The sequence below is a fragment of the Nocardia iowensis genome (genome assembly GCF_019222765.1).
GTDB lineage: Bacteria > Actinomycetota > Actinomycetes > Mycobacteriales > Mycobacteriaceae > Nocardia > Nocardia iowensis.
In genome coordinates, this window is the sequence record NZ_CP078145.1 from 5868179 (window position 1) to 5885886 (window position 17708).

Here is a 17708-nt window from a genome sequence, read left to right on the forward strand (position 1 = left end):
TCCGGCTGGCAAACTGTCGGCATGGATTCTGCCGTTGTGATCGTCCCGATGGGTCTCGGCCACTTGCGCCAGGTCCTGGACCTCGGTCACGAAGTCTTCGACGTCACCGCCAAGCCGTACACCTCGTGGTCGCTGACCTCGGTAGCCGAGCACCTCGACAGCCCCGACAACGCGTGCTGGGTCGCCCTCGATTCCGACCGAGTAGTCGGTTTTGTACTCGGGTCCATGGAATTCGAGAACCGGGACGACTGGGCCTACCTCGAGTGGATCGCGGTCGCGCCGGACATGCAGGGCCACGGCATCGCCCGGCGGCTGGTGGATGTCTGCTCGGAGGCGCTGTTCGCGCGCGGCGCCCGGCGCATCGTCACCGATGTGGAAGACCGCAACGCCGCCTCGACAGCCTTGATGACGCGCAGCGGATTCACCCCCGCGGCGACGGTGACACTGTTCGTCCGGCCGAATCCCGATGATCCCGATCCGGAGGCCCAGCTCACCCCGGCGGCCATCGCGCCCGGCACCAAGCGGGCGCTCATCCGCAGGGGTCGCCTGGCCGGTGACAACCGGATGGCTCGCTGACGGATTCTCAGAACATTCCATTCGGGATCTGGTCCTCGTCCGGCACCGGCTGCGCCGCATGCCAGTGCTCGGTGATCAGGCCATCGATCAACCGCCAGATGTCGACGACGGCAATGCCGCGCGGGTTATCTCGCGGAATCATGTGATAATGCACGACGACGTAATCGTCGTCGGCGATCACTCGTTTGATGTCGAGCCGCGCTAACGCGACCTGGGAGTTCGCGGTGAACTCTAGGAAAGCGTCTCTGCCGGAAGGGTTTCCGGGAGCGTGCTCGACAAAGTTCTCGTGTAGCAGCTCGCGCATTGCGTCGAGGCTGCCCTTGGCGAATTCCGCGAGGCCGTGCAGGACGAGGTTCTTGTTGCGCGTAGCGAGGGTTTCGGTCATGCGGCCACCGTCGCAGTCGGGGCTGCGGACTGTCGATTACCAGGCATGTAATGGCCGCCTGCCGATTGCGCGGCGATACTGGTCGGGTGGATCACGATCATCGTCCGGTGGGTGAGCTGCTGCGGGAGTGGCGGCTTCGGCGCGGGCTGAGCCAGCTCGAGCTGTCCATTCAGGCCGACATCTCGACCAGGCATGTGAGTTTCGTCGAGACCGGGCGAACCATCCCGAGTGCGGTGATGGTCGAGCGGTTCGCCGAACAGCTGAATATTCCGCTGCGCGAACGTAATCGGTTGTTGGTCGCGGCCGGGCACGCGCCCGTCTACCGGGAACGGGCACCGGACGATCCGGAGTTGACCCGGGCACGTGCCGCCATCCGGCGGGTGCTCGACGTGCACGAGCCCTATCCCGCGCTGGCCGTTGATCGCCGGTGGAATCTGTTGTTCGCGAATACGGCCACGCGCGTCTTCTTCGACGATGTCGATCCGGCTCTGCTGCGAAAACCGACCAATATGATGCGGCTCGGGTTGCACCCCAAAGGGTTCGCGCGACGCTTGCGCAACCTGGACCAGGTGCGCGGGTTCCTGTTGCCGCGCCTGGCTCGTCAAGCCGCACAGACCGGCGATCCCGACCTGCGCGCCCTGTACGACGAATTGAGCTCGTATTATCCTGCGGCCGAGTCGATTCCGATCGACCCCGCGCAAGTCGCACTGCCGATCCGGATTCGGCACGGCGGCACCGATTTGTGCTTCTTCAACACGATCACCACGTTCGGTGCGCCCTTCGACATCACCCTCGATGAGATCGCCGTTGAAGCCTACTTTCCTTCCGACGCAACGACTTCGGACTACTTATACGCACTTGCTCGGGAGACCGCGGCCGAGCCGACCGCGGTGGAGGGCTAGGTCAGGCCGCTGCCGCGCGTCCTTGCTCGAAGAATGCCAGCAGGCTCGCCACCGTGTTCACCTCGTCGCGCGGACGCAACGCCCCGAACGAGGCATTCCAAAACTCCCCGGTGCGGGGCGTCCACGGACCGACATAGGCGTACGGCCCCGGGTGACTTGCGTCCCCCGGCGACACTCCGTAATTCACCTCGCCTGCCGCGCTGGACAGATCGAAATGTTCCGGCCACAACACCGGCGTCGCGTCCGGGGCCAAACATCGCAAAGCCTTGTCCCCCAGCGCAAACCACGCACCTATCTGCTGCGCCACAGCAGGATCGATGTCGATCTCACTATCCGGATCGACCCCTGTGGTGTCCTTGTACAACCCCTTCGGCGCCTCCGCCTCGAACCCGGCCGCCTTCCCGACATCCCGATAAGACCCCCGCAACGGCGCCCGGCCCTCCGGCCACACCAACTCGGTCCCCACCACCGAAACCGGCCACTGCACACCCCCGAATCCTCGATGCACAACCCGTAACCGAATCGTCCCGTACTGCCGATACTGCGGCCCCGCCACCAACAACTCCGCCGCCGCATGCAACCCCACCCGCGATCGCATGTACGTCTGCTCGTCCACACCGGAATCATGGCCGGTGTGGACGCCACCCGCAGGGATTTCGACTACTACTAGCCGTCGACCTCGGGAATCGCGATCCCGAAGTGCGCCGCAATGGCACTGACGCCGCGCTTCAACCCTGACACGTCGTGCTTCAACTCGGCCACGTCATGCTTCAACTCGGCCACGTCTTGCTGCAAAGCGGAGACGTCCCGTTTCAGTCCCGATACATCCCGCTTGACCGCCGCGAATTCGTCGCGGACCTCCTGTTTGAAGGTCCCCATCTCCTGTTTGAAGGTCCCCATCTCCTGTTTGAAGACCCCCATCTCCTGCTTGAAGACCCCCATCTCCTGCTTGAAAGCCCCCATCTCCCGCTTGAAGACCCCCATCTCCTGCCTGAAGGCTCCCATCTCCAGCCGGAACACCCCGAAGTCCTCCCGGACCTCCCAGACTTCCTGCTGGATCCCCCGCACCACCCGGCGGATCTTCTTCACCTTCCTGTTCGTCTGGAAGATCGCGTCCTCGTACGCGCGCCGGTCCTCGTCCAGCACCCCGTATTTGGTCTCCAAACTGGTCACCCGCACCTCCAGTGTTTGCAGCGTCGCTGACATGTAGAGCCCCCTGTCACCTCGAATGAAGGCCCCAGTGTAGAGCCGGGCAACGCCACGAACACCAGGAAATTGGGGCGAAAATTACCTCGCAGACCGGCTTGCCGACGACCCGCCGACGCAGCCAACCGCAACCGAATACAACCGCTGCAGCGGGAGGCTGCGGGTGCCCTCGGCGCGCCCCTGAGAAGAACTACTTGCGGAACCTGGCTTCCAGTTCGACCGCCGTGGCCTGTAGGTCGTCCGGGTCATTGGTCTTGAAGATGCCTTGGTACCCGGTCTCGGCCCGGACCGCGGCCTCGACCTCCGGATCGTGGTACAGCTGGGCCAGTTTCAGCAACGTCGGGTTGTCCTTGTCCTCGGCGCGGGCGGCGAAGATGTTGATGTACTGCTTCAGTTCCGGCCGTTCCGGATCGTCGGTGTAGATGGTCTCGTTCGCGGTCAAACCGGCGGGCCTGGCGAAGGTGTCGTCGACGAAGGCGGCGTCGACGCTGCCGAGGGATTGCGCGGTCAGCGTCGGGTCGATGGTGGTCAGCTGCACCTTCGAGGCGTCGGCGTCCACGTCCTCCAGCCTCGAATCCCAACTGGCGCCGCCCTTCAGCACGATCAGCCCGGCCGCGGCCAAGCTCAGCAGCGGACGCACCTGATTGGCCGGGTTGTTGCTCAACGTGATCTGGCCACCCCGGGGAATGTCGGCGACCGACTTGTGTTTACGCGAGTACAAGGCCAGCGGGAAGATCTCCGTCGCGCCGATCGGCACCAGCGTGTCGTTGTTGCGCGCGTTGTAGTTGGCCAGGTACCGCACGTGCTGGAACTTGTTGAGATCGATGCGGCGTTGCGCCAGTGCGGGATTGGGCTGGTTGTAGTCGGTGAAGTTGACGAACTCCACGGTGATGCCCTGATCTGCGGCCTTCTTCTTGTAGACGTCCCAGTGCGGCAGTGCGAGATCGTTCACACCGATCCGGATCTCGTCGCCGCGGTGTTCCGCGCCACAGGAAACGGCGGCGACGGTGAGCGCGGACAGGATCGGAATCAGCAGTAGGCGGTACATCAAGCGCATTGCGAGCAAATTAGACGACCGTCCAGGTTTTGAAAAGGGTTTCGCTCACCACAATTCGAACCGTTGCCGCACCGGTTGCCGGATCGCTTGGATTACCGGGTTCATATTGCGACAAGCGTTTCGGGAGCACGAGTGAAATTCCATCGGGTACTGGCGATCCCGGTCCTGGTAGCTACCGCGGCCCTCACCCTGACGGCGTGCGGTTCCGACGACAAAGCATCCTCCGACACGGTAGTGCGGATCGGCACCACCGACAAGGACAAAGCCTGGGACGTCTTCGAGCAGCGGGCCAAGGACAAGGGCATCACGCTGAAGATCACCAACTTCTCCGATTACCAGCAACCGAATCTCGCGCTGTCGCAGCGGCAGATCGACGTGAATCTCTTTCAGCATCTGCAGTTCCTAGGTGCCTACAACGTCGCCAACAACGACACCCTGACCCCGATCGGCTCCACCTACATCGTGCCGCTCGGCCTGTATTCCAAGAAGCACAAGGCGGTCGCCGACATTCCGCAGGGCGCGGAGATCGCGATCCCGAACGATCCGACCAACCAGGCGCGGGCGCTATTCGTGCTGCAAGCGGCGGGCCTGCTGAAGCTGTCCTCGGATACCAAGGCGCCCTCCCCCGCCGACATCGACAAGGGGGCGTCCAAGGTCCGGGTGACCCCGGTCGACGCGGCGCAGACCGCGCTCTCGCTCGCCTCGGTGGACGGCTCGGTGATCAACAACACCTTCCTCGACCGCTCCGGCATCGACCCCAATTCGGCGCTGTACAAGGATGATCCGAACAACCCGGCGGCCGAGCCGTACATCAACGCGCTGGTGACCAGGGCCGAGGACAAGAACGATCCGAAGTTGCTGCAGCTGGTCGAGCTCTGGCACGACCCGGCGGTGCAGCAGGCGCACAGCGAGGTCACCAAGGGCACCGCCGTCGAGGTGCGACGCACCGGCGCTGAGCTGGAACAGATCCTGCAGCGGGTGCAGCAGACCATCCGCGACGGCAAGTGAGCGAGCAGCCGCCTGCGGTCGAGTTCCGTTCGGTCACCAAGGTTTTCGGCAAGGGTAAGGACGCTCAGGTCGCGCTCGACAGTATCGACCTGCGGATCGAGCACGGCGAAATCTTCGGCGTGATCGGCTATTCCGGCGCGGGCAAGAGCACGCTGGTCCGGTTGATCAACGCGTTGGAGAAGCCGACCAGCGGCACCGTCGAGGTCTCCGGCACTCCCATCACCGGGGTGCGGGAGGCCGAGGTGCGGCGGCTGCGGCGGGACATCGGGATGGTGTTCCAGCAGTTCAACCTATTCCGATCGCGCACGGCCGCAGGCAATGTCGAGTATCCGCTGAAGGTGGCGGGGTGGAAGCGGGCCGAACGCAAGGCGCGGGTCGCCGAGTTGCTGGAGTTCGTCGGGCTCTCCGACAAGGCCCGCAGTTACCCCGATCAGCTCTCCGGCGGCCAGAAGCAGCGGGTCGGCATCGCCCGTGCACTGGCGACCTCGCCGTCGCTACTGCTCGCGGACGAGTCGACGTCGGCACTTGACCCGGAAACCACCGGCGAGGTGCTGCGGCTGCTGAAGAAGATCAACCGCGAACTCGGCGTCACCATCGTGGTGATCACCCATGAGATGGATGTCATCCGCGCGGTGGCCGACCGAGTCGCCGTGCTCGCGGAGGGGCGGATCGTCGAACTTGCCAGCACCTTCGAGGTTTTCGCCACCCCGCAGGCGGCGCCGACGCGGTCGTTCGTGGAAACCGTGCTGCACAATCGGCCGTCCGAGAACGAACTGCGCAGGCTGGCCGAACTACACGGCGGCAGGCTCGTCACGGTGGACATCGACGATCGGCGCGGGATCGGGGCGGCGCTGGCCACCGCGGCGCACGCCGACGTCCGCTTCGAAGTGGTCTACGGCGGGGTCAGCACGTTGCAGGACAAGACATTCGGCAGCGTCACCCTGGCGCTGCATGGCGCGGACGACGCGATCGACAAGGTGATCGATGAGCTCGATCACCTGCCGGTGCCGGTGCGCAGGCCGCTCGAACAGACCAGCACGGACTGAAAGGGGTACCGATGCATACGGATTGGGACAAACTCCGGCCGGTCCTGAACGAGGCGATCGGCACCACCATCTATCTGGTGCTGCTCACCTTCGTGGTCGGCGGACTGATCGGGCTGTTCCTCGGCACCATGCTCTACACCACCCGCAAGGGCGGCCTGCTGGCGAACGCCCCGATCAACCTGTTGCTCAACGTGATCGTGAACGTGGTGCGGCCGATCCCGTTCATCATTCTGCTCGCCGCATTGGGCCCGGTGACGTTGGAGGTGGTCGGCACCACCATCGGCACGGAGGCCGCGGCGTTCGTCATGATCGTGGCGGCGTCGTTCGGCATCGCCCGGATCGTGGAGCAGAACCTGGTGACCGTCGACCCCGGCGTGATCGAGGCGGCCAGAGCGGTCGGCGCGGGCCCGCTCCGAATCATCTTGACCCTGTTGATCCCCGAAGCACTCGGCCCCTTGGTGCTCGGCTACACCTTCGTGGTGATCGCGATCGTGGACATGTCCGCCATGGCGGGCACCGTCGGCGGCGGCGGGCTGGGTGATTTCGCGCTGGTCTACGGCTATCAGCGGTTCGACTGGCAGGTCACCCTGGTGGCCACGCTGATCATCATCGCCGGGGTGCAGGGGATCCAGTTCTTCGGGAACTGGTTGGCCCGAAAGGTGTTGCGCCGCTGAGTTGATGGGACGCTCGTTGAGTGTCCGGACGGAAGATCCGGACACCAACGGCGGAGCTATTCCGGACTCGTGGTGCAGAACGTGTAGTCGACGATCCGCGCGGCACTCGGTGCCGAACTGCCGAAACTCGGTGGTGGCGGCCCGAATGCGGCGATCGCCGCTCGCTCCGCCTCGGACCGGGTAGCGCCGACGGCACCGAGGTAGCGACCGTCGCGCTCCGCGATGGCTCCGCACCCATCGACGAAACGGACGATGATCTCGCAGTTCGACCCGCCCTTGCGGCGGCAGGTCGCAATGGCGTCGACATCGGATTCCGCCCAGTTCGGGTAGTTGAATGCCACCGCGGTGATCGCGCCGGTCGAATCAACCGAGATCGCGCGCGAGCCATGGTAGGAGCCGTCCGGGCCGGGTTCGGCGTCGGCCTGCCCAGTACCCGCGATGACGAAAGCTACTGCCGCCGAGGCGAACATGGCGATGGTTCCCCGGCCAGGTGAGTACTTCATGGCTCGACTACTCTGGAGTGCACGCCGAGTGCAGGATCTCGGCGGACTTGGGCGCCGAGCTGCCGAAGTTCGGGAACGGCGGCGCCAACGGTCCGAGGTTGGCGATGGCCGCCCGTTCCGCCTCGGCACGGCTGCTGCCGGTGCCGACGGCCCAGTTGCCGTCCGAGGTCGCCGAGACCGCACCGCACCCATCGGCGAAGCGCACGACGACGAAGCAGTCCCAGCTGCCGCACTCAGCGAGTGCGTCGGTATCCGACTCCGCCCAGCTCGGGTAGTTCCAGGCCGCGCCGGTCGCACCGGACTTGGAGTTCAGTGCGATCGAGCCGTAGTACCTGCCGTCCCCACCCGGCTCGGCCTGTGCGGCGCCCGCTGCGACCAGGGTGGCGGCGGATGATGCGACCAGGCACATGACGGCCTTGCGCGACAAAGACATTGTGATCTCCCCGAGAAAAGAAATATTTCCGGGTCAGATCATGGTGCACCGCGTCCGGATTGTCCAAATCATATTGATCCGCCTGCCCTATGAAACATATTCATACACAGAGGATTTCGAAACGAATCTCTCAAATTTCACCCCGATGATGGGGTGGTGACGGATCGTGACGAGGTTCAGCTCGCGTTCTTGGTGCACGAGGACAGCACGACGCTCGCCGCCCGCGGCGATGCGCTGCCGAGGTCGGGGAACGGCGGCGCACTCTCGCCGAGCTTGGCGACCGCCAGCCGCTCGGCGTCCGCCCGCGACGACGCCGAGTCGGCCGCGAACCTTCCGTCGGCGCCCCGCGCGACAGCCGCACAACCATCGGAGAACCGCACCACGATCTGGCAGTCGTAGACGCCGCAGTCCCGGATCGCCGCCGCGTCCGCCGCCACCCAGGTGGGGTGATCGGTGGCCTCGACCACCTTTCCAGTGCCCGGCGAAACCGCCAGCGTCCCATAGTATTTGCTCGCCGCAGCGGCCGAGCCCGCCCCCATGATGGTGAGTGCCGCGGTGGATGTCAGAGCAGCACCGAGCGCGGCTCTACCTAGAAGTGACACGATGGTCCTCCCCGTTCAAAGAAGTAACGCGGAGCTGATCATCGCCGAGCGGTGCCTGTTATGTCCAGTATTGGTTTGCGGCCCAGTGGGTTCCGATGTTGCACCGACCACCAGGCCTTGCCACACAAAGGCCGACGAGCCGCCCGCGCTCAGTTCCCGGGTTGCTTCCGTAGGTCTTCTTCCCGGTAGCGACAACCGGTTAGTCCGGTGATAATGGCGGCCTTGCGGGTGCCGATTTTGATCTCGTTGCCGTGATCCGGCGAGTGCAGAACAATGTCGTGGTGTCCGGGCGTGTCCGCGCGAACGGTGAGCGCAGTTATGCCGTTCCGTGCGGCGATGTCGCGCGCGACCTTCAGTACGTCGGGCCACTGGGTGTCGCTGATCGGCACCGACGATACGAGGGAGTCGGTGGTCATCGAAACTCCGTCGGTCTCGAGGTACGGCGACGGGCAGCCGAGGGTGCCCTGCCCGCGATTGACCTCAGTGCGCCAGTCGAGTTCAGGCGCAACGATTTTGGCACCGTCCGCGATCTGCTGGATCGTCGCCGCGAGTTCTCGCTCAGTGGCTTCGACAGACGGCAACTCCCGCATCTTGGCCTCGGCGTGCGCGATGTCCTCCTTCGGCGCCGGGCGGTAGGGGTCCTTCAAACTGTCTCCACATCCACTCAGGACCGCCGCTGCGACGATCGATAAAAGTATTCGGACGGCCGTCTTCTTCGTCATGTCAGCGCACCGCCAGTTCCGGTAGTCCGGCGATGATTACTGCCATGTTGTATCCGGCGGTGCGCAGTGTGCCGTCAGCACTCGGCCGCGGATACTCGCTGTGCCCGTTGGAGTCTTCGCGATGTACGCCGTCTTTCGTCGTGGTCTCGGCGACGGAGAGTTGCTCCAGCTTCGTGGTCACCGGGTCGGGGCCAAACGTGCCGAAGCCGTCGGCCAAGGTGATCGGGTCGTCGGGTGCCCGCATCACGTAGCCGCGGCCCTGTGGGAGTCCGAGATCCGGTTCGTCGTTGGCGTTGATACCGGGTGAGCCGTAGAAGACGGCATCGTCGACGGGTTGGCCTCGGCCGGAATCCTGTAATGCCAGCGCCGTCGTGTAGGACCCGTAGGAGTGCCCCAGCGCCGTGATGTGCGGATCCGGTTTGTTCGATGCCACATCCAGACCTTCGAAAAAGTTCGCCAGCTTGGGTGCGCCGTCTTTGGCTCGATCGGCACTCGCCGCCTCCGGCCCGATTTCCGGCGGCGGTTCATACCCTAGCCAAGCTATCGACGCCACCCTTTGGCCAGGACGGCCCTCTTCGTTCAGTTGGAATTTCGCCTCTCGCTGCAGCGCCTCCGCCTCGCGGGTCATGCCGTCCAACGACTGCACGGTCGTCGAAACACCGGGGACGGTGACCGAGACATGGTCAGCATTATCGGGATCACCGACGGCAATCGCGGCCATCCCCTTGTCCCCCGTTTGCATGTCCAGCAACAGCAGGCGTGCGCCGTTGTCCGGGTTGGCCGGATCGAGCGGGCGGTCCTTCAGGATCTGGTCGATCGAGTCGAGATCCTTCAACTTCGCCTCAACCCGGGCCAGTTCCGCTTTCTCCTCGCCATACGGATCCGGTGCGTTCGGATACCTCGACCCGGCGGGCGCGTCCTTCAACTTCTCCTGCAGGGCGTCACGTTCCTGCGTCAACCGGGCCCGCTCGTCATCGATGCGGTTGACGTTCGCTTCGTGCCGCGCCATGGACGGTATCCCGTCCCGGTTACCAACCCACTCGGGATGCTGTTCGATGACCTCACGACGCTGCCGCTCGTCCATTGCATCCCAGTATTCCTTGTTCTGCTGCGGCGTCCCGTTCTCCGGCGGCGCGGGAGCGGTCAATCCGCCTTGCGACGCACCGGCAGCGGAGGCCGCCGCCACGTCGGTAGCGCCCTTGTCGTCGATCTGGCCGTCGGCGGCTTTATTCAGTACCGCCGCAGCGTCCGCGTCGATGTCGTCGGCCTGGCGCATCACCGCGTGCACGGCGTCCTGTAGTTCCACCCGCAAGGCCTCTACCGACGCCGCGTCGGGCGCGTTGGGCGCGTCGGCGATCGTGACGTGCCCGGCGTCCCAGATTTCGAGTCCGTTCGCCGCGGCGGTCTGTTCGATCGTGGCCAAGGTTTCCTTGAGGTGCTTGACGGCTTCCCTGGTCTGCTTCGCCAATTCTCGGACGGCGCCGAGCACGGCGGCTTCATCGATCAATTGGTCCGCGGTCACGACGAACCTGCGCCTCGCCGCATTCGCGGAATCACCCTCCCAACCTGGGAGTTTGCCGATGTCAGCGAGCTGGTTGGTGACATCTTCGACCGTGGCGATGCGGCGAGACAGCGAGGTCTCCAGCATCTCCAAAGCGAGCTCATTCCACCAACGAATGTCCGGTAGCAGCATCGACCGGCGTCCCCCCATAGAGTCAGAACTACTTAGCGACTATAGGTATCGTAGCGAACGACCACAGCAATTCCGTGCGCACAGGGGGCTTCCATGGGTGATTCCGTTTCGATCGATCCGGAGATCCTCCGCGGTGCGGCCGGTCGGCTCGATCTGCTGTACAACGACGCGGGTGCGACCCTGCGAGCCACCGACCAAGCGATCGCCAACAGCCGCGATGGCTGGAAGGAAGCGTCGTCGAGCGCCTTCACCCGGTTCACCACCTACCTGGACACGCGCCGAACCACGCTGCAACAAAACCTGGCCGAACTCTCGGAATCGCTGACCACCACAGCGAACACCCTCCAGTCCCAGGACCAATCCCGAGCCACCACAACCAACCAGCTGACCCAATCCAGCCTCGACCTCTGAACACGAGTCGCCAGGGGCTACGACTCGCGGAGCAACACCTCCGGGCGCTCCGCCCGCTAAACACCAGGCGGGAGGAGGGGTACGAGGTCCTCGGCCACGGTGCTGAGTGTCGGGCACGCCTCGATCGGGGACTTGAGCGTAAGCCCTAACGCCAGTAGCCCACCTGTCATTTCGATATACAGATTGCAGGAAATCTTTTCGAGCGGTAACGATTGTATTTTCGCGGCCCGCCCGGCAATCTGTGCAGGTTTAACTGCGTGCGTATGACCGAGCGCACTCAGCGGCATGTTGCTGACGTAAACCCCGAAATCGTAAGCCTGGCCGGGATACTCGCAACCCCAATAAATGTAGCCATCGATAAGGTTGTCATTGGGTTCTGGCGTGGTTTCGAGTTGGTGTTCCGAAAGAAACTTGCTCGGCATCTCACGGCACGGGTTGAACACTTCATCATACAAATATTTCGTCGAACTGGTATCGGCGGGCGCTTCATCGCGCGAGCAGCCGAACAGTGACGTACACAGCAGCGCGGCGCAGATAACTCCCCTGACTCCCCGCAGCACGGCACCGCTCATTTCGCGGGCTCCGGGGGTTTGCCGGTCACCAGGTAGGTCAGATCTCCGGGCCGTTGAGCTGTGCCGACAAGGGATGTGAAAGCGTGATCGTCGGCGTAGCTATCGGTGAAGGTGAGCAGATTGCGGTCACTGAGGAACTGATTCAGGGTCGGCTCCCGTGGCGTGCCGATGAAGGGAGCAACGTCGAGCGGTTTACCGTCGGAGCCCACGAACTCCGGGGGTAATTGCCCATTGGCATGCAGCGTGGTGAACAACTGCTGAATGATCTGCTGGTTGGCTTCCCCCGTCGCCTGGGAAGGATTCGGGTAGACGGGGTATTCTTTCTCGGGTTCGGGGTTGAACTTCTCCATCGCCGCGTCATAACCCGCGTCCTTGGCGACCTCGAGTACTTGGTTACCGATCACACTGACCGGCGTCCGCCCAGGAACCTCCAAGTTGTCCAGGGTCAGCGACTTGACGATATCGCCGACCTTCTGCCGCATTTCATACGTGTTCTGCTTCTCGTTGAACGCGTCTTCACTGGCATTTTCCGCCTGATAGGTGAGCGCGTTCACCGAAGCGTAAGTGACTCGCCCGTCCAGGTCGGCGAGGTGGGGTGCGTTGATACCGAGCCATTTCTGCGGGTCGCCACCAACTTCGGTGACTGCGCGCTGCAACATATCGGCTTCGTACGTTTGCCGGGCAAATTCGAGATTGAATCGTCCGCCCTCGGACTGGCTGGAGAGAAACAGTAGTCGGTCGGCATCCAACTGTTCGAAACGAACGTTGTGCTGATCGCCCTGCAACATCGGATCGTCGAGGATCCCGGTGTCCCTCGTCAGCGGATTCACGAATGTCTCCATATTGTTCGCCAGCACATGCGAAAGCCCGTCCGCGAGCTTTGGATTGGTGACGAATGCCTTCGCATTATCCTCGAATATCGTGCCGTTCTCCCCCTCCTTCAGCTTCGGCCTCCCGGAGTCGTCGTCTTTCTCCTCCGGCGCGAAGACATCCGGCAACTCCGCCAGCGCCTGCTTGGCCAGCACCCCCTCCTGCCCGGGCTTGTCGGTGCCGTCCGCGATCCACTCATACAGTCCCGCAGCGGTTTTACCGTCGTCGGACCATTCGTGCTGGAAGATTGATGCGGCGAACTTGTCCCGATCGAACGGCTCCGGGTCGTATCGCTCCTCCCCCGCGCCGAAGGACAGGTCGCCCGGGATGTCCTGGCGGGTACTGGGATCCTTCCCCGTCAGCAGGGCGTAGCTGGATTCGGTGTTGCGAGTACTCGATTCGAGGAACTGCCGACTCGCGTCCTCCACTTTGTCGAGATCGCCCGTGTTGAAGCCGGGTGGATAGCCGTCCCAGTCCGACTTGCCGTGTTCGACGTATTCGGCGAGGCTGGCGCTCTGCCTGCCCAGTTCGATGCCCATGGTTTGGCCGGGTTCGTAGCCGGGGTTGGCCTGGGTCAGCAATTCGGCGAGTGCCGCCTGTTGCAGCATCTGTTCCCGGACCGGGACTTGGCCGTCGATCACAGTGTCGTCGCGCTCTTCGTACCGGCCCGAGACCAGCTCACGCAATCCAGCAGGTAAATCGGCGTAGGAGCCCTTCTTGTCTCCAGAGCCGATCCGCTCGTTCGACACCACCATCAACGAGTTGGCGAGGTTATCGCGCTTCATCGCCGCGACGGGGTCGCCGGCTTGTTCTCGCGCCGCAAGGCGTTCGTTCAGCGCGAGGACGCCTTCCTTGCCCGCCTCCTGATACAGCGCCTTGTAGTAATCCTGCACGCTGGCCGGAACGGTACTGACCTCTTCACCCGCAGCCAATCGGCGCAACTCTTCCGGACTGAGCACATGTTCGGGCATATCAGAGGCGATCTGATCCAGCATCGCGGTATCCCGGGTGCGGGCCGCTTCCGAGAGCGCCTTGCCGTCTTGACTGCCGAACCGAGCGGCTTGGTTGTCGGCGTCGGCGACGTCGAGACTCGAACCGAGCAGGTCACCGGCCGACCTGATCTCCAGCGCTTGGTCGCCGATCTGCTTCGCCAGGTTCTCGACCGCGTCCCGGAACGGGAAATAGGCGCCGTTGATAGATTCCTGGTGCGCCCGAATCACTTCGGCGTCGACGCCCTCCTTGTCCAACACCTTCCAGGCGTCGTCGACAAACAACTGCGCCGCCCGCGCATCATTCAACCTCGCCAGCAAGGCGGCGTGGTGCGCGGCCACCGTGCTGGCGCCTTTGGTCGCGAGATCGACCAGCTCATCGACCTCATATGCGAGCTTCTTGCCCTGCTCGTGGTCTTGGCCGATCCGGTTGTAGGCGGCCTCGTAGGCGACGCCCTGCCAATCTTGGCGGACCCCGTCGAAGTGGCTGCGGGCGAAGTCCAGTCGCTCCATCATGGCTGTCCGCGAAGCACCGAGCTGGGCCACCCACGTTGCCAGTGCCCCGAGATCCCACCGTTCGACATCGCCGGGGCTAAGCACGGTGCACGTCCATCGCGTGCAGCAGGTCGGCGAATTGGGTGTCGGTAACCTGCAGATTGTCGGCCGCCGCCGCCGACTTGTTCGCGACGTCCCGCATCCGTTCGGCGACGCGCAGGTACGCACCCTCGACGAACTCAGCAGCCAACTCGATGGCCCGTGGAATGTCCGATCCCGGCAGCGCCACATGCAATCCCGCTGCCCCGGTACGCACATCGAGGCTGTCGATCTCCGTGCCGACACGCGACAGTTTGTCTGCCATGGCGCGGATCTGGTCTACGTCAGCTTTTAACAACCCCCGACCCCTCTGCTCAGCGAATCAGCTTGGATCGTAACAGAATTGGTTTCCGTTCAGAGTTGCCGCAGACGCCTGCCAGAGCGTCGACCAGTCCGCGAAATGGCGGCGGTCGCCCAGCAATCGCGTCGAGTGGCACACCTTGTCGGCGTTCGCCGCAGCCTTGCGCCACTCAAGGCTTGTTTGAGGCGCCGAGACGCCCGCCCTGGGCTAAAACGAAATCGGCCCGGGGTGAGCCGGGCCGATTGGGTGGTTCGTGCTAGACGGTGAAGCCGAGGGCGCGGAGTTGTTCGCGGCCGTCCTCGGTGATCTTGTCCGGGCCCCAGGGTGGCATCCAGACCCAGTTGATCTTGAGGTCGTCGACGAGGCCGCTGCGGACGAGGGCGTTGCGGGACTGGTCCTCGATGACGTCGGTGAGCGGGCAGGCCGCCGACGTGAGGGTCATGTCCAGGATGGCCACTTCGTCCTGCACGGACAGGCCGTAGACGAGGCCGAGATCGACCACGTTGATGCCGAGTTCGGGGTCGACGACGTCGCGCATCGCCTCCTCGAGGTCCTCGAGGCGCTTGATGTCTTCGGCGGACAGCTCGACCTGCTCGGCTGTCTCGGTTGCCGGTGTGTCGCTCATGCCTGGTCCCCATTTCCCATCGAACGCTTTGCCTCTTCTGCCGAGGTTATCCGGACCACCGCGTCTTTGAACGCCATCCAGCCGAGCAATGCGCATTTCACTCGCGCCGGGTACTTGGAGACGCCGACGAAGGCGATGCCGTCGCCGATCATGTCCTCGTCACCCTCGATGGTGCCGCGGCTGGAGATCATCTCGTTGTACGAGTCGACCACCTTCAGCGCCTGCTGCACCGGCAGCCCGATCACCTGGTCGGTGAGGACCGAGGTGGCGGCCTGGCTGATCGAGCAGCCCTGACCGTCGTAGGAGACGTCGGCGACGTCGCCGTTGTCGTCGAGCTGGACGCGCAGGGTCACCTCGTCACCGCAGGTCGGGTTCACGTGGTGCACTTCGGCACCGTACGGCTCCCGCAGCCCGCGGTGGTGCGGGTGCTTGTAGTGGTCCAGGATCACTTCCTGGTACATCTGCTCCATGCGCATGTTCTATACAACTCCGAAGAAGCTCTGAGCCTTCCGCACGGCGGCAACCAGTGCGTCCACCTCGTCGAGTGTGTTGTAGGCGGCGAACGAAGCGCGCACGGCAGCCGGAACGCCGAGCCGGCGCAGCAGCGGCCACGCGCAGAAGTGACCAACCCGCACCGCGACGCCCTCGTCGTCGAGAATCTGCCCGACATCGTGGGCGTGGATCCCGTCCACCACGAACGACACCGCGCCACCGCGGTCCACGTTCTCGAGGGGACCGATGATCCGCACACCGTCGATCGCGTGCAGACCATCGATCGCGGCACTGACCAACGCATGTTCGTGCGCGGCAACGGCTTCCATGTCGAGCGCTTCGAGATACCGCACGGCAGCGCCCAATCCGACCACCTGGGAGGTCATCGGCACGCCGGCCTCGAACCGCTGCGGCGGCGGCGCGTAGGTGCTGCCCTCCATGAAGACGGTCTCGATCATCGAACCGCCGGTGATGAACGGCGGGGTCTCCTCCAGCAGCGCCCGGCGGCCGTACAGCACGCCGACACCGGACGGGCCGAACATCTTGTGTCCGGAGAACGCGGCGAAGTCGACGCCGAGCTCGCGGAAGTTCACCGGCATGTGCGGCACCGACTGGCAGGCGTCGAGCACCGTCAGCGCGCCGACCGCCTTAGCGCGGCGCACTATTTCGGCGACATCGGTGATGGCCCCGGTCACGTTGGACTGGTGGGTGAACGCGACAACCTTGGTGGCGGGCGATAATTCGAGCGAATCGAGGTCGATCCGGCCGTCGTCGGTGACCCCGTACCACTTCAATGTCGCACCGGTCCGGCGCGCGAGCTCTTGCCACGGAACGAGATTCGCGTGATGCTCCAGCTCGGTGATCACGATCTCGTCGCCGGGGCCGACGTGGTACGGGAATCGGCGGTCGGCGAACGAGTACGTCACCAGGTTCAACGATTCGGTCGCGTTCTTGGTGAACACGATCTCACCCGCGTCGACGCCGACGAACCGGCCGATGGCGGCGCGGGCGTCCTCGTAGGCGTCGGTCGCTTCCTCGGCGAGCTGGTGCGCACCGCGGTGCACCGCCGAGTTGTGGGTGACCAGGAACTCGCGTTCCGCGTCGAGCACTGCAAGGGGTCGCTGCGAAGTCGCGCCGGAGTCCAAGTACACCAACGGTTTCCCGTCCCGAACCGTGCGGCTCAGGATCGGGAAGTCGGCCCGGATGCGGGCCACGTCGAGGGTACGGACCGTGGCGGTCATGTCAGGCTCCCGCAGTAGCTGTCTGAGTGAAACGTACGTAGCCGTTGGCGTCGAGTTCGTCGGCCAGTTCCGAACCACCCTCGGCGACGACGCGGCCGCCGACGAAGACGTGCACGAATTCCGGCTCGATGTAGCGCAGGATCCGGGTGTAGTGCGTGATGAGCAGCACGCCACCGTTCTCGCGCTCCTTGTACTTGTTGACGCCCTCGGAGACGATGCGCAGCGCGTCGACGTCCAGGCCCGAGTCGGTCTCGTCCAGGATCGCGATCTTCGGCTTCAGCAGGCCGAGCTGCAGGATCTCGTGCCGCTTCTTCTCGCCACCGGAGAAGCCCTCGTTCACATTGCGTTCGGCGAAGGCGGGGTCGATCTCCAGCTCGCTCATCGACTCCTTGACTTCCTTGACCCAGTGCCGCAGCTTGGGCGCCTCACCGCGGACGGCGGTGACGGCGGTACGCAGGAAGTTCGATGTGGAGACGCCAGGCACCTCAACCGGGTACTGCATGGCCAGGAACAGGCCAGCGCGCGCACGCTCGTCGACCGACATCGCGAGGACGTCTTCGCCGTCGAGGGTGATCGAGCCGGAGGTCACCGTGTACTTGGGGTGCCCGGCGATCGCGTACGACAGGGTCGACTTACCGGAGCCGTTGGGGCCCATGATGGCGTGCGTCTCACCGGATTTGATGGTGAGGTCCACGCCCTTGAGGATCTTGATGGGCTCGCCGGACTCGTCCGGGTTGGCGACCTCGACGTGCAGGTCCTTGATTTCCAGGGTGGTCATCGAATTCGAGTTCCTTTGTGAAGGTGTG

General features: G+C 64.2%; 22 protein-coding genes. 6 read left to right on the forward strand and 16 right to left on the reverse strand.

The window, feature by feature from the left end; translation table 11 throughout:
• Positions 1-21: 21 nt before the first annotated feature.
• The gene (locus KV110_RS26930) at positions 22-576 is read left to right on the forward strand and encodes a GNAT family N-acetyltransferase (protein WP_218470043.1); all 555 of its coding nucleotides are present in this window, start codon (positions 22-24) and stop codon (positions 574-576) included.
• Positions 577-583: 7 nt separating this feature from the next.
• On the opposite strand, the gene KV110_RS26935 is transcribed toward KV110_RS26930, so the two are convergent.
• Complete coding sequence (locus KV110_RS26935) at positions 584-961, reverse strand: nuclear transport factor 2 family protein (protein WP_218470044.1); 378 nt, start codon at positions 959-961, stop codon at positions 584-586.
• Between the two features lie 86 nt (positions 962-1047).
• Here KV110_RS26935 and KV110_RS26940 point away from each other — a divergent pair, with 86 nt between their 5' ends.
• On the forward strand, positions 1048-1863 hold the full coding sequence (locus KV110_RS26940; protein ID WP_246634002.1) for a helix-turn-helix domain-containing protein: 816 nt from the start codon (positions 1048-1050) through the stop codon (positions 1861-1863).
• 1 nt (position 1864) lies between these two features.
• Here KV110_RS26940 and KV110_RS26945 read toward each other — a convergent pair whose 3' ends face one another.
• The 3 genes from KV110_RS26945 to KV110_RS26955 all read right to left on the reverse strand — a co-directional run bounded on the left by KV110_RS26945 (position 1865) and on the right by KV110_RS26955 (position 4126).
• Positions 1865-2479 carry a hypothetical protein gene (locus KV110_RS26945; RefSeq protein WP_246634003.1) on the reverse strand — a complete coding sequence of 205 codons (615 nt, stop codon included), beginning with the start codon at positions 2477-2479 and terminating at the stop codon, positions 1865-1867.
• Positions 2480-2529: 50 nt separating this feature from the next.
• Positions 2530-3069, reverse strand: a complete 540-nt coding sequence (locus tag KV110_RS26950) for a hypothetical protein (RefSeq protein ID WP_218470046.1) — start codon at positions 3067-3069, stop codon at positions 2530-2532.
• Positions 3070-3259: 190 nt separating this feature from the next.
• On the reverse strand, positions 3260-4126 hold the full coding sequence (locus KV110_RS26955) for a MetQ/NlpA family ABC transporter substrate-binding protein (protein WP_218470047.1): 867 nt from the start codon (positions 4124-4126) through the stop codon (positions 3260-3262).
• Positions 4127-4258: 132 nt separating this feature from the next.
• On the opposite strand from KV110_RS26955, the gene KV110_RS26960 reads away from it, so the two are divergent.
• The 3 genes from KV110_RS26960 to KV110_RS26970 are packed head-to-tail and all read left to right on the forward strand — an operon-like array spanning position 4259 to position 6854.
• Entirely contained in the window at positions 4259-5134 is an 876-nt protein-coding gene (locus KV110_RS26960) for a MetQ/NlpA family ABC transporter substrate-binding protein (protein ID WP_218470048.1), read from the forward strand.
• On the forward strand, positions 5131-6180 hold the full coding sequence (locus KV110_RS26965; protein WP_218470049.1) for a methionine ABC transporter ATP-binding protein: 1050 nt from the start codon (positions 5131-5133) through the stop codon (positions 6178-6180). Before KV110_RS26960 ends, KV110_RS26965 begins: the two co-directional genes overlap by 4 nt.
• Before the next feature lie 11 nt (positions 6181-6191).
• The gene (locus tag KV110_RS26970; protein ID WP_218470050.1) at positions 6192-6854 is read left to right on the forward strand and encodes a methionine ABC transporter permease; all 663 of its coding nucleotides are present in this window, start codon (positions 6192-6194) and stop codon (positions 6852-6854) included.
• 56 nt (positions 6855-6910) lie between these two features.
• Here KV110_RS26970 and KV110_RS26975 read toward each other — a convergent pair whose 3' ends face one another.
• From KV110_RS26975 to KV110_RS26995, 5 genes are all read right to left on the reverse strand, one after another.
• Positions 6911-7357, reverse strand: a complete 447-nt coding sequence (locus KV110_RS26975; protein ID WP_218470051.1) for a DUF4189 domain-containing protein — start codon at positions 7355-7357, stop codon at positions 6911-6913.
• Positions 7358-7364: 7 nt separating this feature from the next.
• Positions 7365-7790, reverse strand: a complete 426-nt coding sequence (locus tag KV110_RS26980; protein ID WP_218470052.1) for a DUF4189 domain-containing protein — start codon at positions 7788-7790, stop codon at positions 7365-7367.
• Positions 7791-7966: 176 nt separating this feature from the next.
• Positions 7967-8392, reverse strand: coding sequence for a DUF4189 domain-containing protein (locus KV110_RS26985; RefSeq protein WP_218470053.1), 426 nt, complete (start codon positions 8390-8392; stop codon positions 7967-7969).
• A gap of 149 nt (positions 8393-8541) precedes the next feature.
• Positions 8542-9114 carry an LppA family lipoprotein gene (locus tag KV110_RS26990; RefSeq protein WP_218470054.1) on the reverse strand — a complete coding sequence of 191 codons (573 nt, stop codon included), beginning with the start codon at positions 9112-9114 and terminating at the stop codon, positions 8542-8544.
• Between the two features lies 1 nt (position 9115).
• Complete coding sequence (locus tag KV110_RS26995) at positions 9116-10762, reverse strand: alpha/beta hydrolase (protein ID WP_343224203.1); 1647 nt, start codon at positions 10760-10762, stop codon at positions 9116-9118.
• Between the two features lie 138 nt (positions 10763-10900).
• Here KV110_RS26995 and KV110_RS27000 point away from each other — a divergent pair, with 138 nt between their 5' ends.
• Positions 10901-11218, forward strand: a complete 318-nt coding sequence (locus tag KV110_RS27000; protein ID WP_218470056.1) for a WXG100 family type VII secretion target — start codon at positions 10901-10903, stop codon at positions 11216-11218.
• A 56-nt stretch (positions 11219-11274) separates the two neighbouring features.
• On the opposite strand, the gene KV110_RS27005 is transcribed toward KV110_RS27000, so the two are convergent.
• The 7 genes from KV110_RS27005 to sufC all read right to left on the reverse strand — a co-directional run bounded on the left by KV110_RS27005 (position 11275) and on the right by sufC (position 17680).
• A complete protein-coding gene (locus KV110_RS27005; protein ID WP_218470057.1) occupies positions 11275-11790 on the reverse strand; it encodes a DUF3558 domain-containing protein in 516 nt (171 codons plus the stop codon).
• Positions 11787-14249, reverse strand: coding sequence for a TPR repeat domain-containing protein (locus KV110_RS27010; protein ID WP_218470058.1), 2463 nt, complete (start codon positions 14247-14249; stop codon positions 11787-11789). The genes KV110_RS27005 and KV110_RS27010 overlap by 4 nt, the downstream gene beginning before the upstream one ends.
• Positions 14242-14508 (reverse strand): hypothetical protein, encoded by a 267-nt coding sequence (locus tag KV110_RS27015; RefSeq protein ID WP_218470059.1) that lies wholly within the window; start codon positions 14506-14508, stop codon positions 14242-14244. Before KV110_RS27015 ends, KV110_RS27010 begins: the two co-directional genes overlap by 8 nt.
• Positions 14509-14800: 292 nt before the next feature.
• On the reverse strand, positions 14801-15169 hold the full coding sequence (locus KV110_RS27020; RefSeq protein ID WP_218470060.1) for a metal-sulfur cluster assembly factor: 369 nt from the start codon (positions 15167-15169) through the stop codon (positions 14801-14803).
• Positions 15166-15645, reverse strand: a complete 480-nt coding sequence (gene sufU, locus KV110_RS27025; protein WP_218470061.1) for a Fe-S cluster assembly sulfur transfer protein SufU — start codon at positions 15643-15645, stop codon at positions 15166-15168. The genes KV110_RS27020 and sufU overlap by 4 nt, the downstream gene beginning before the upstream one ends.
• Positions 15646-15648: 3 nt before the next feature.
• Positions 15649-16902, reverse strand: a complete 1254-nt coding sequence (locus tag KV110_RS27030) for a cysteine desulfurase (protein ID WP_218470062.1) — start codon at positions 16900-16902, stop codon at positions 15649-15651.
• 1 nt (position 16903) lies between these two features.
• A complete protein-coding gene (gene sufC / locus KV110_RS27035) occupies positions 16904-17680 on the reverse strand; it encodes a Fe-S cluster assembly ATPase SufC (protein WP_218470063.1) in 777 nt (258 codons plus the stop codon).
• Between the last annotated feature and the right edge of the window lie 28 nt (positions 17681-17708).

Bases quoted from the DNA above. Each gene is read 5' to 3' on its own strand.
- KV110_RS26930 (WP_218470043.1), top strand. From the start codon at position 22: ATGGATTCTGCCGTTGTGATCGTCCCGATGGGTCTCGGCCACTTGCGC.
- KV110_RS26935 (WP_218470044.1), bottom strand. From the start codon at position 961: ATGACCGAAACCCTCGCTACGCGCAACAAGAACCTCGTCCTGCACGGC.
- KV110_RS26950 (WP_218470046.1), bottom strand. From the start codon at position 3,069: ATGTCAGCGACGCTGCAAACACTGGAGGTGCGGGTGACCAGTTTGGAG.
- KV110_RS26955 (WP_218470047.1), bottom strand. From the start codon at position 4,126: ATGCGCTTGATGTACCGCCTACTGCTGATTCCGATCCTGTCCGCGCTC.
- KV110_RS26970 (WP_218470050.1), top strand. From the start codon at position 6,192: ATGCATACGGATTGGGACAAACTCCGGCCGGTCCTGAACGAGGCGATC.
- KV110_RS26975 (WP_218470051.1), bottom strand. From the start codon at position 7,357: ATGAAGTACTCACCTGGCCGGGGAACCATCGCCATGTTCGCCTCGGCG.
- KV110_RS26980 (WP_218470052.1), bottom strand. From the start codon at position 7,790: ATGTCTTTGTCGCGCAAGGCCGTCATGTGCCTGGTCGCATCATCCGCC.
- KV110_RS26990 (WP_218470054.1), bottom strand. From the start codon at position 9,114: ATGACGAAGAAGACGGCCGTCCGAATACTTTTATCGATCGTCGCAGCG.
- KV110_RS26995 (WP_343224203.1), bottom strand. From the start codon at position 10,762: ATGCTGGAGACCTCGCTGTCTCGCCGCATCGCCACGGTCGAAGATGTC.
- KV110_RS27000 (WP_218470056.1), top strand. From the start codon at position 10,901: ATGGGTGATTCCGTTTCGATCGATCCGGAGATCCTCCGCGGTGCGGCC.
- KV110_RS27005 (WP_218470057.1), bottom strand. From the start codon at position 11,790: ATGAGCGGTGCCGTGCTGCGGGGAGTCAGGGGAGTTATCTGCGCCGCG.
- KV110_RS27015 (WP_218470059.1), bottom strand. From the start codon at position 14,508: ATGGCAGACAAACTGTCGCGTGTCGGCACGGAGATCGACAGCCTCGAT.
- KV110_RS27020 (WP_218470060.1), bottom strand. From the start codon at position 15,169: ATGAGCGACACACCGGCAACCGAGACAGCCGAGCAGGTCGAGCTGTCC.
- sufU (WP_218470061.1), bottom strand. From the start codon at position 15,645: ATGCGCATGGAGCAGATGTACCAGGAAGTGATCCTGGACCACTACAAG.
- KV110_RS27030 (WP_218470062.1), bottom strand. From the start codon at position 16,902: ATGACCGCCACGGTCCGTACCCTCGACGTGGCCCGCATCCGGGCCGAC.
- sufC (WP_218470063.1), bottom strand. From the start codon at position 17,680: ATGACCACCCTGGAAATCAAGGACCTGCACGTCGAGGTCGCCAACCCG.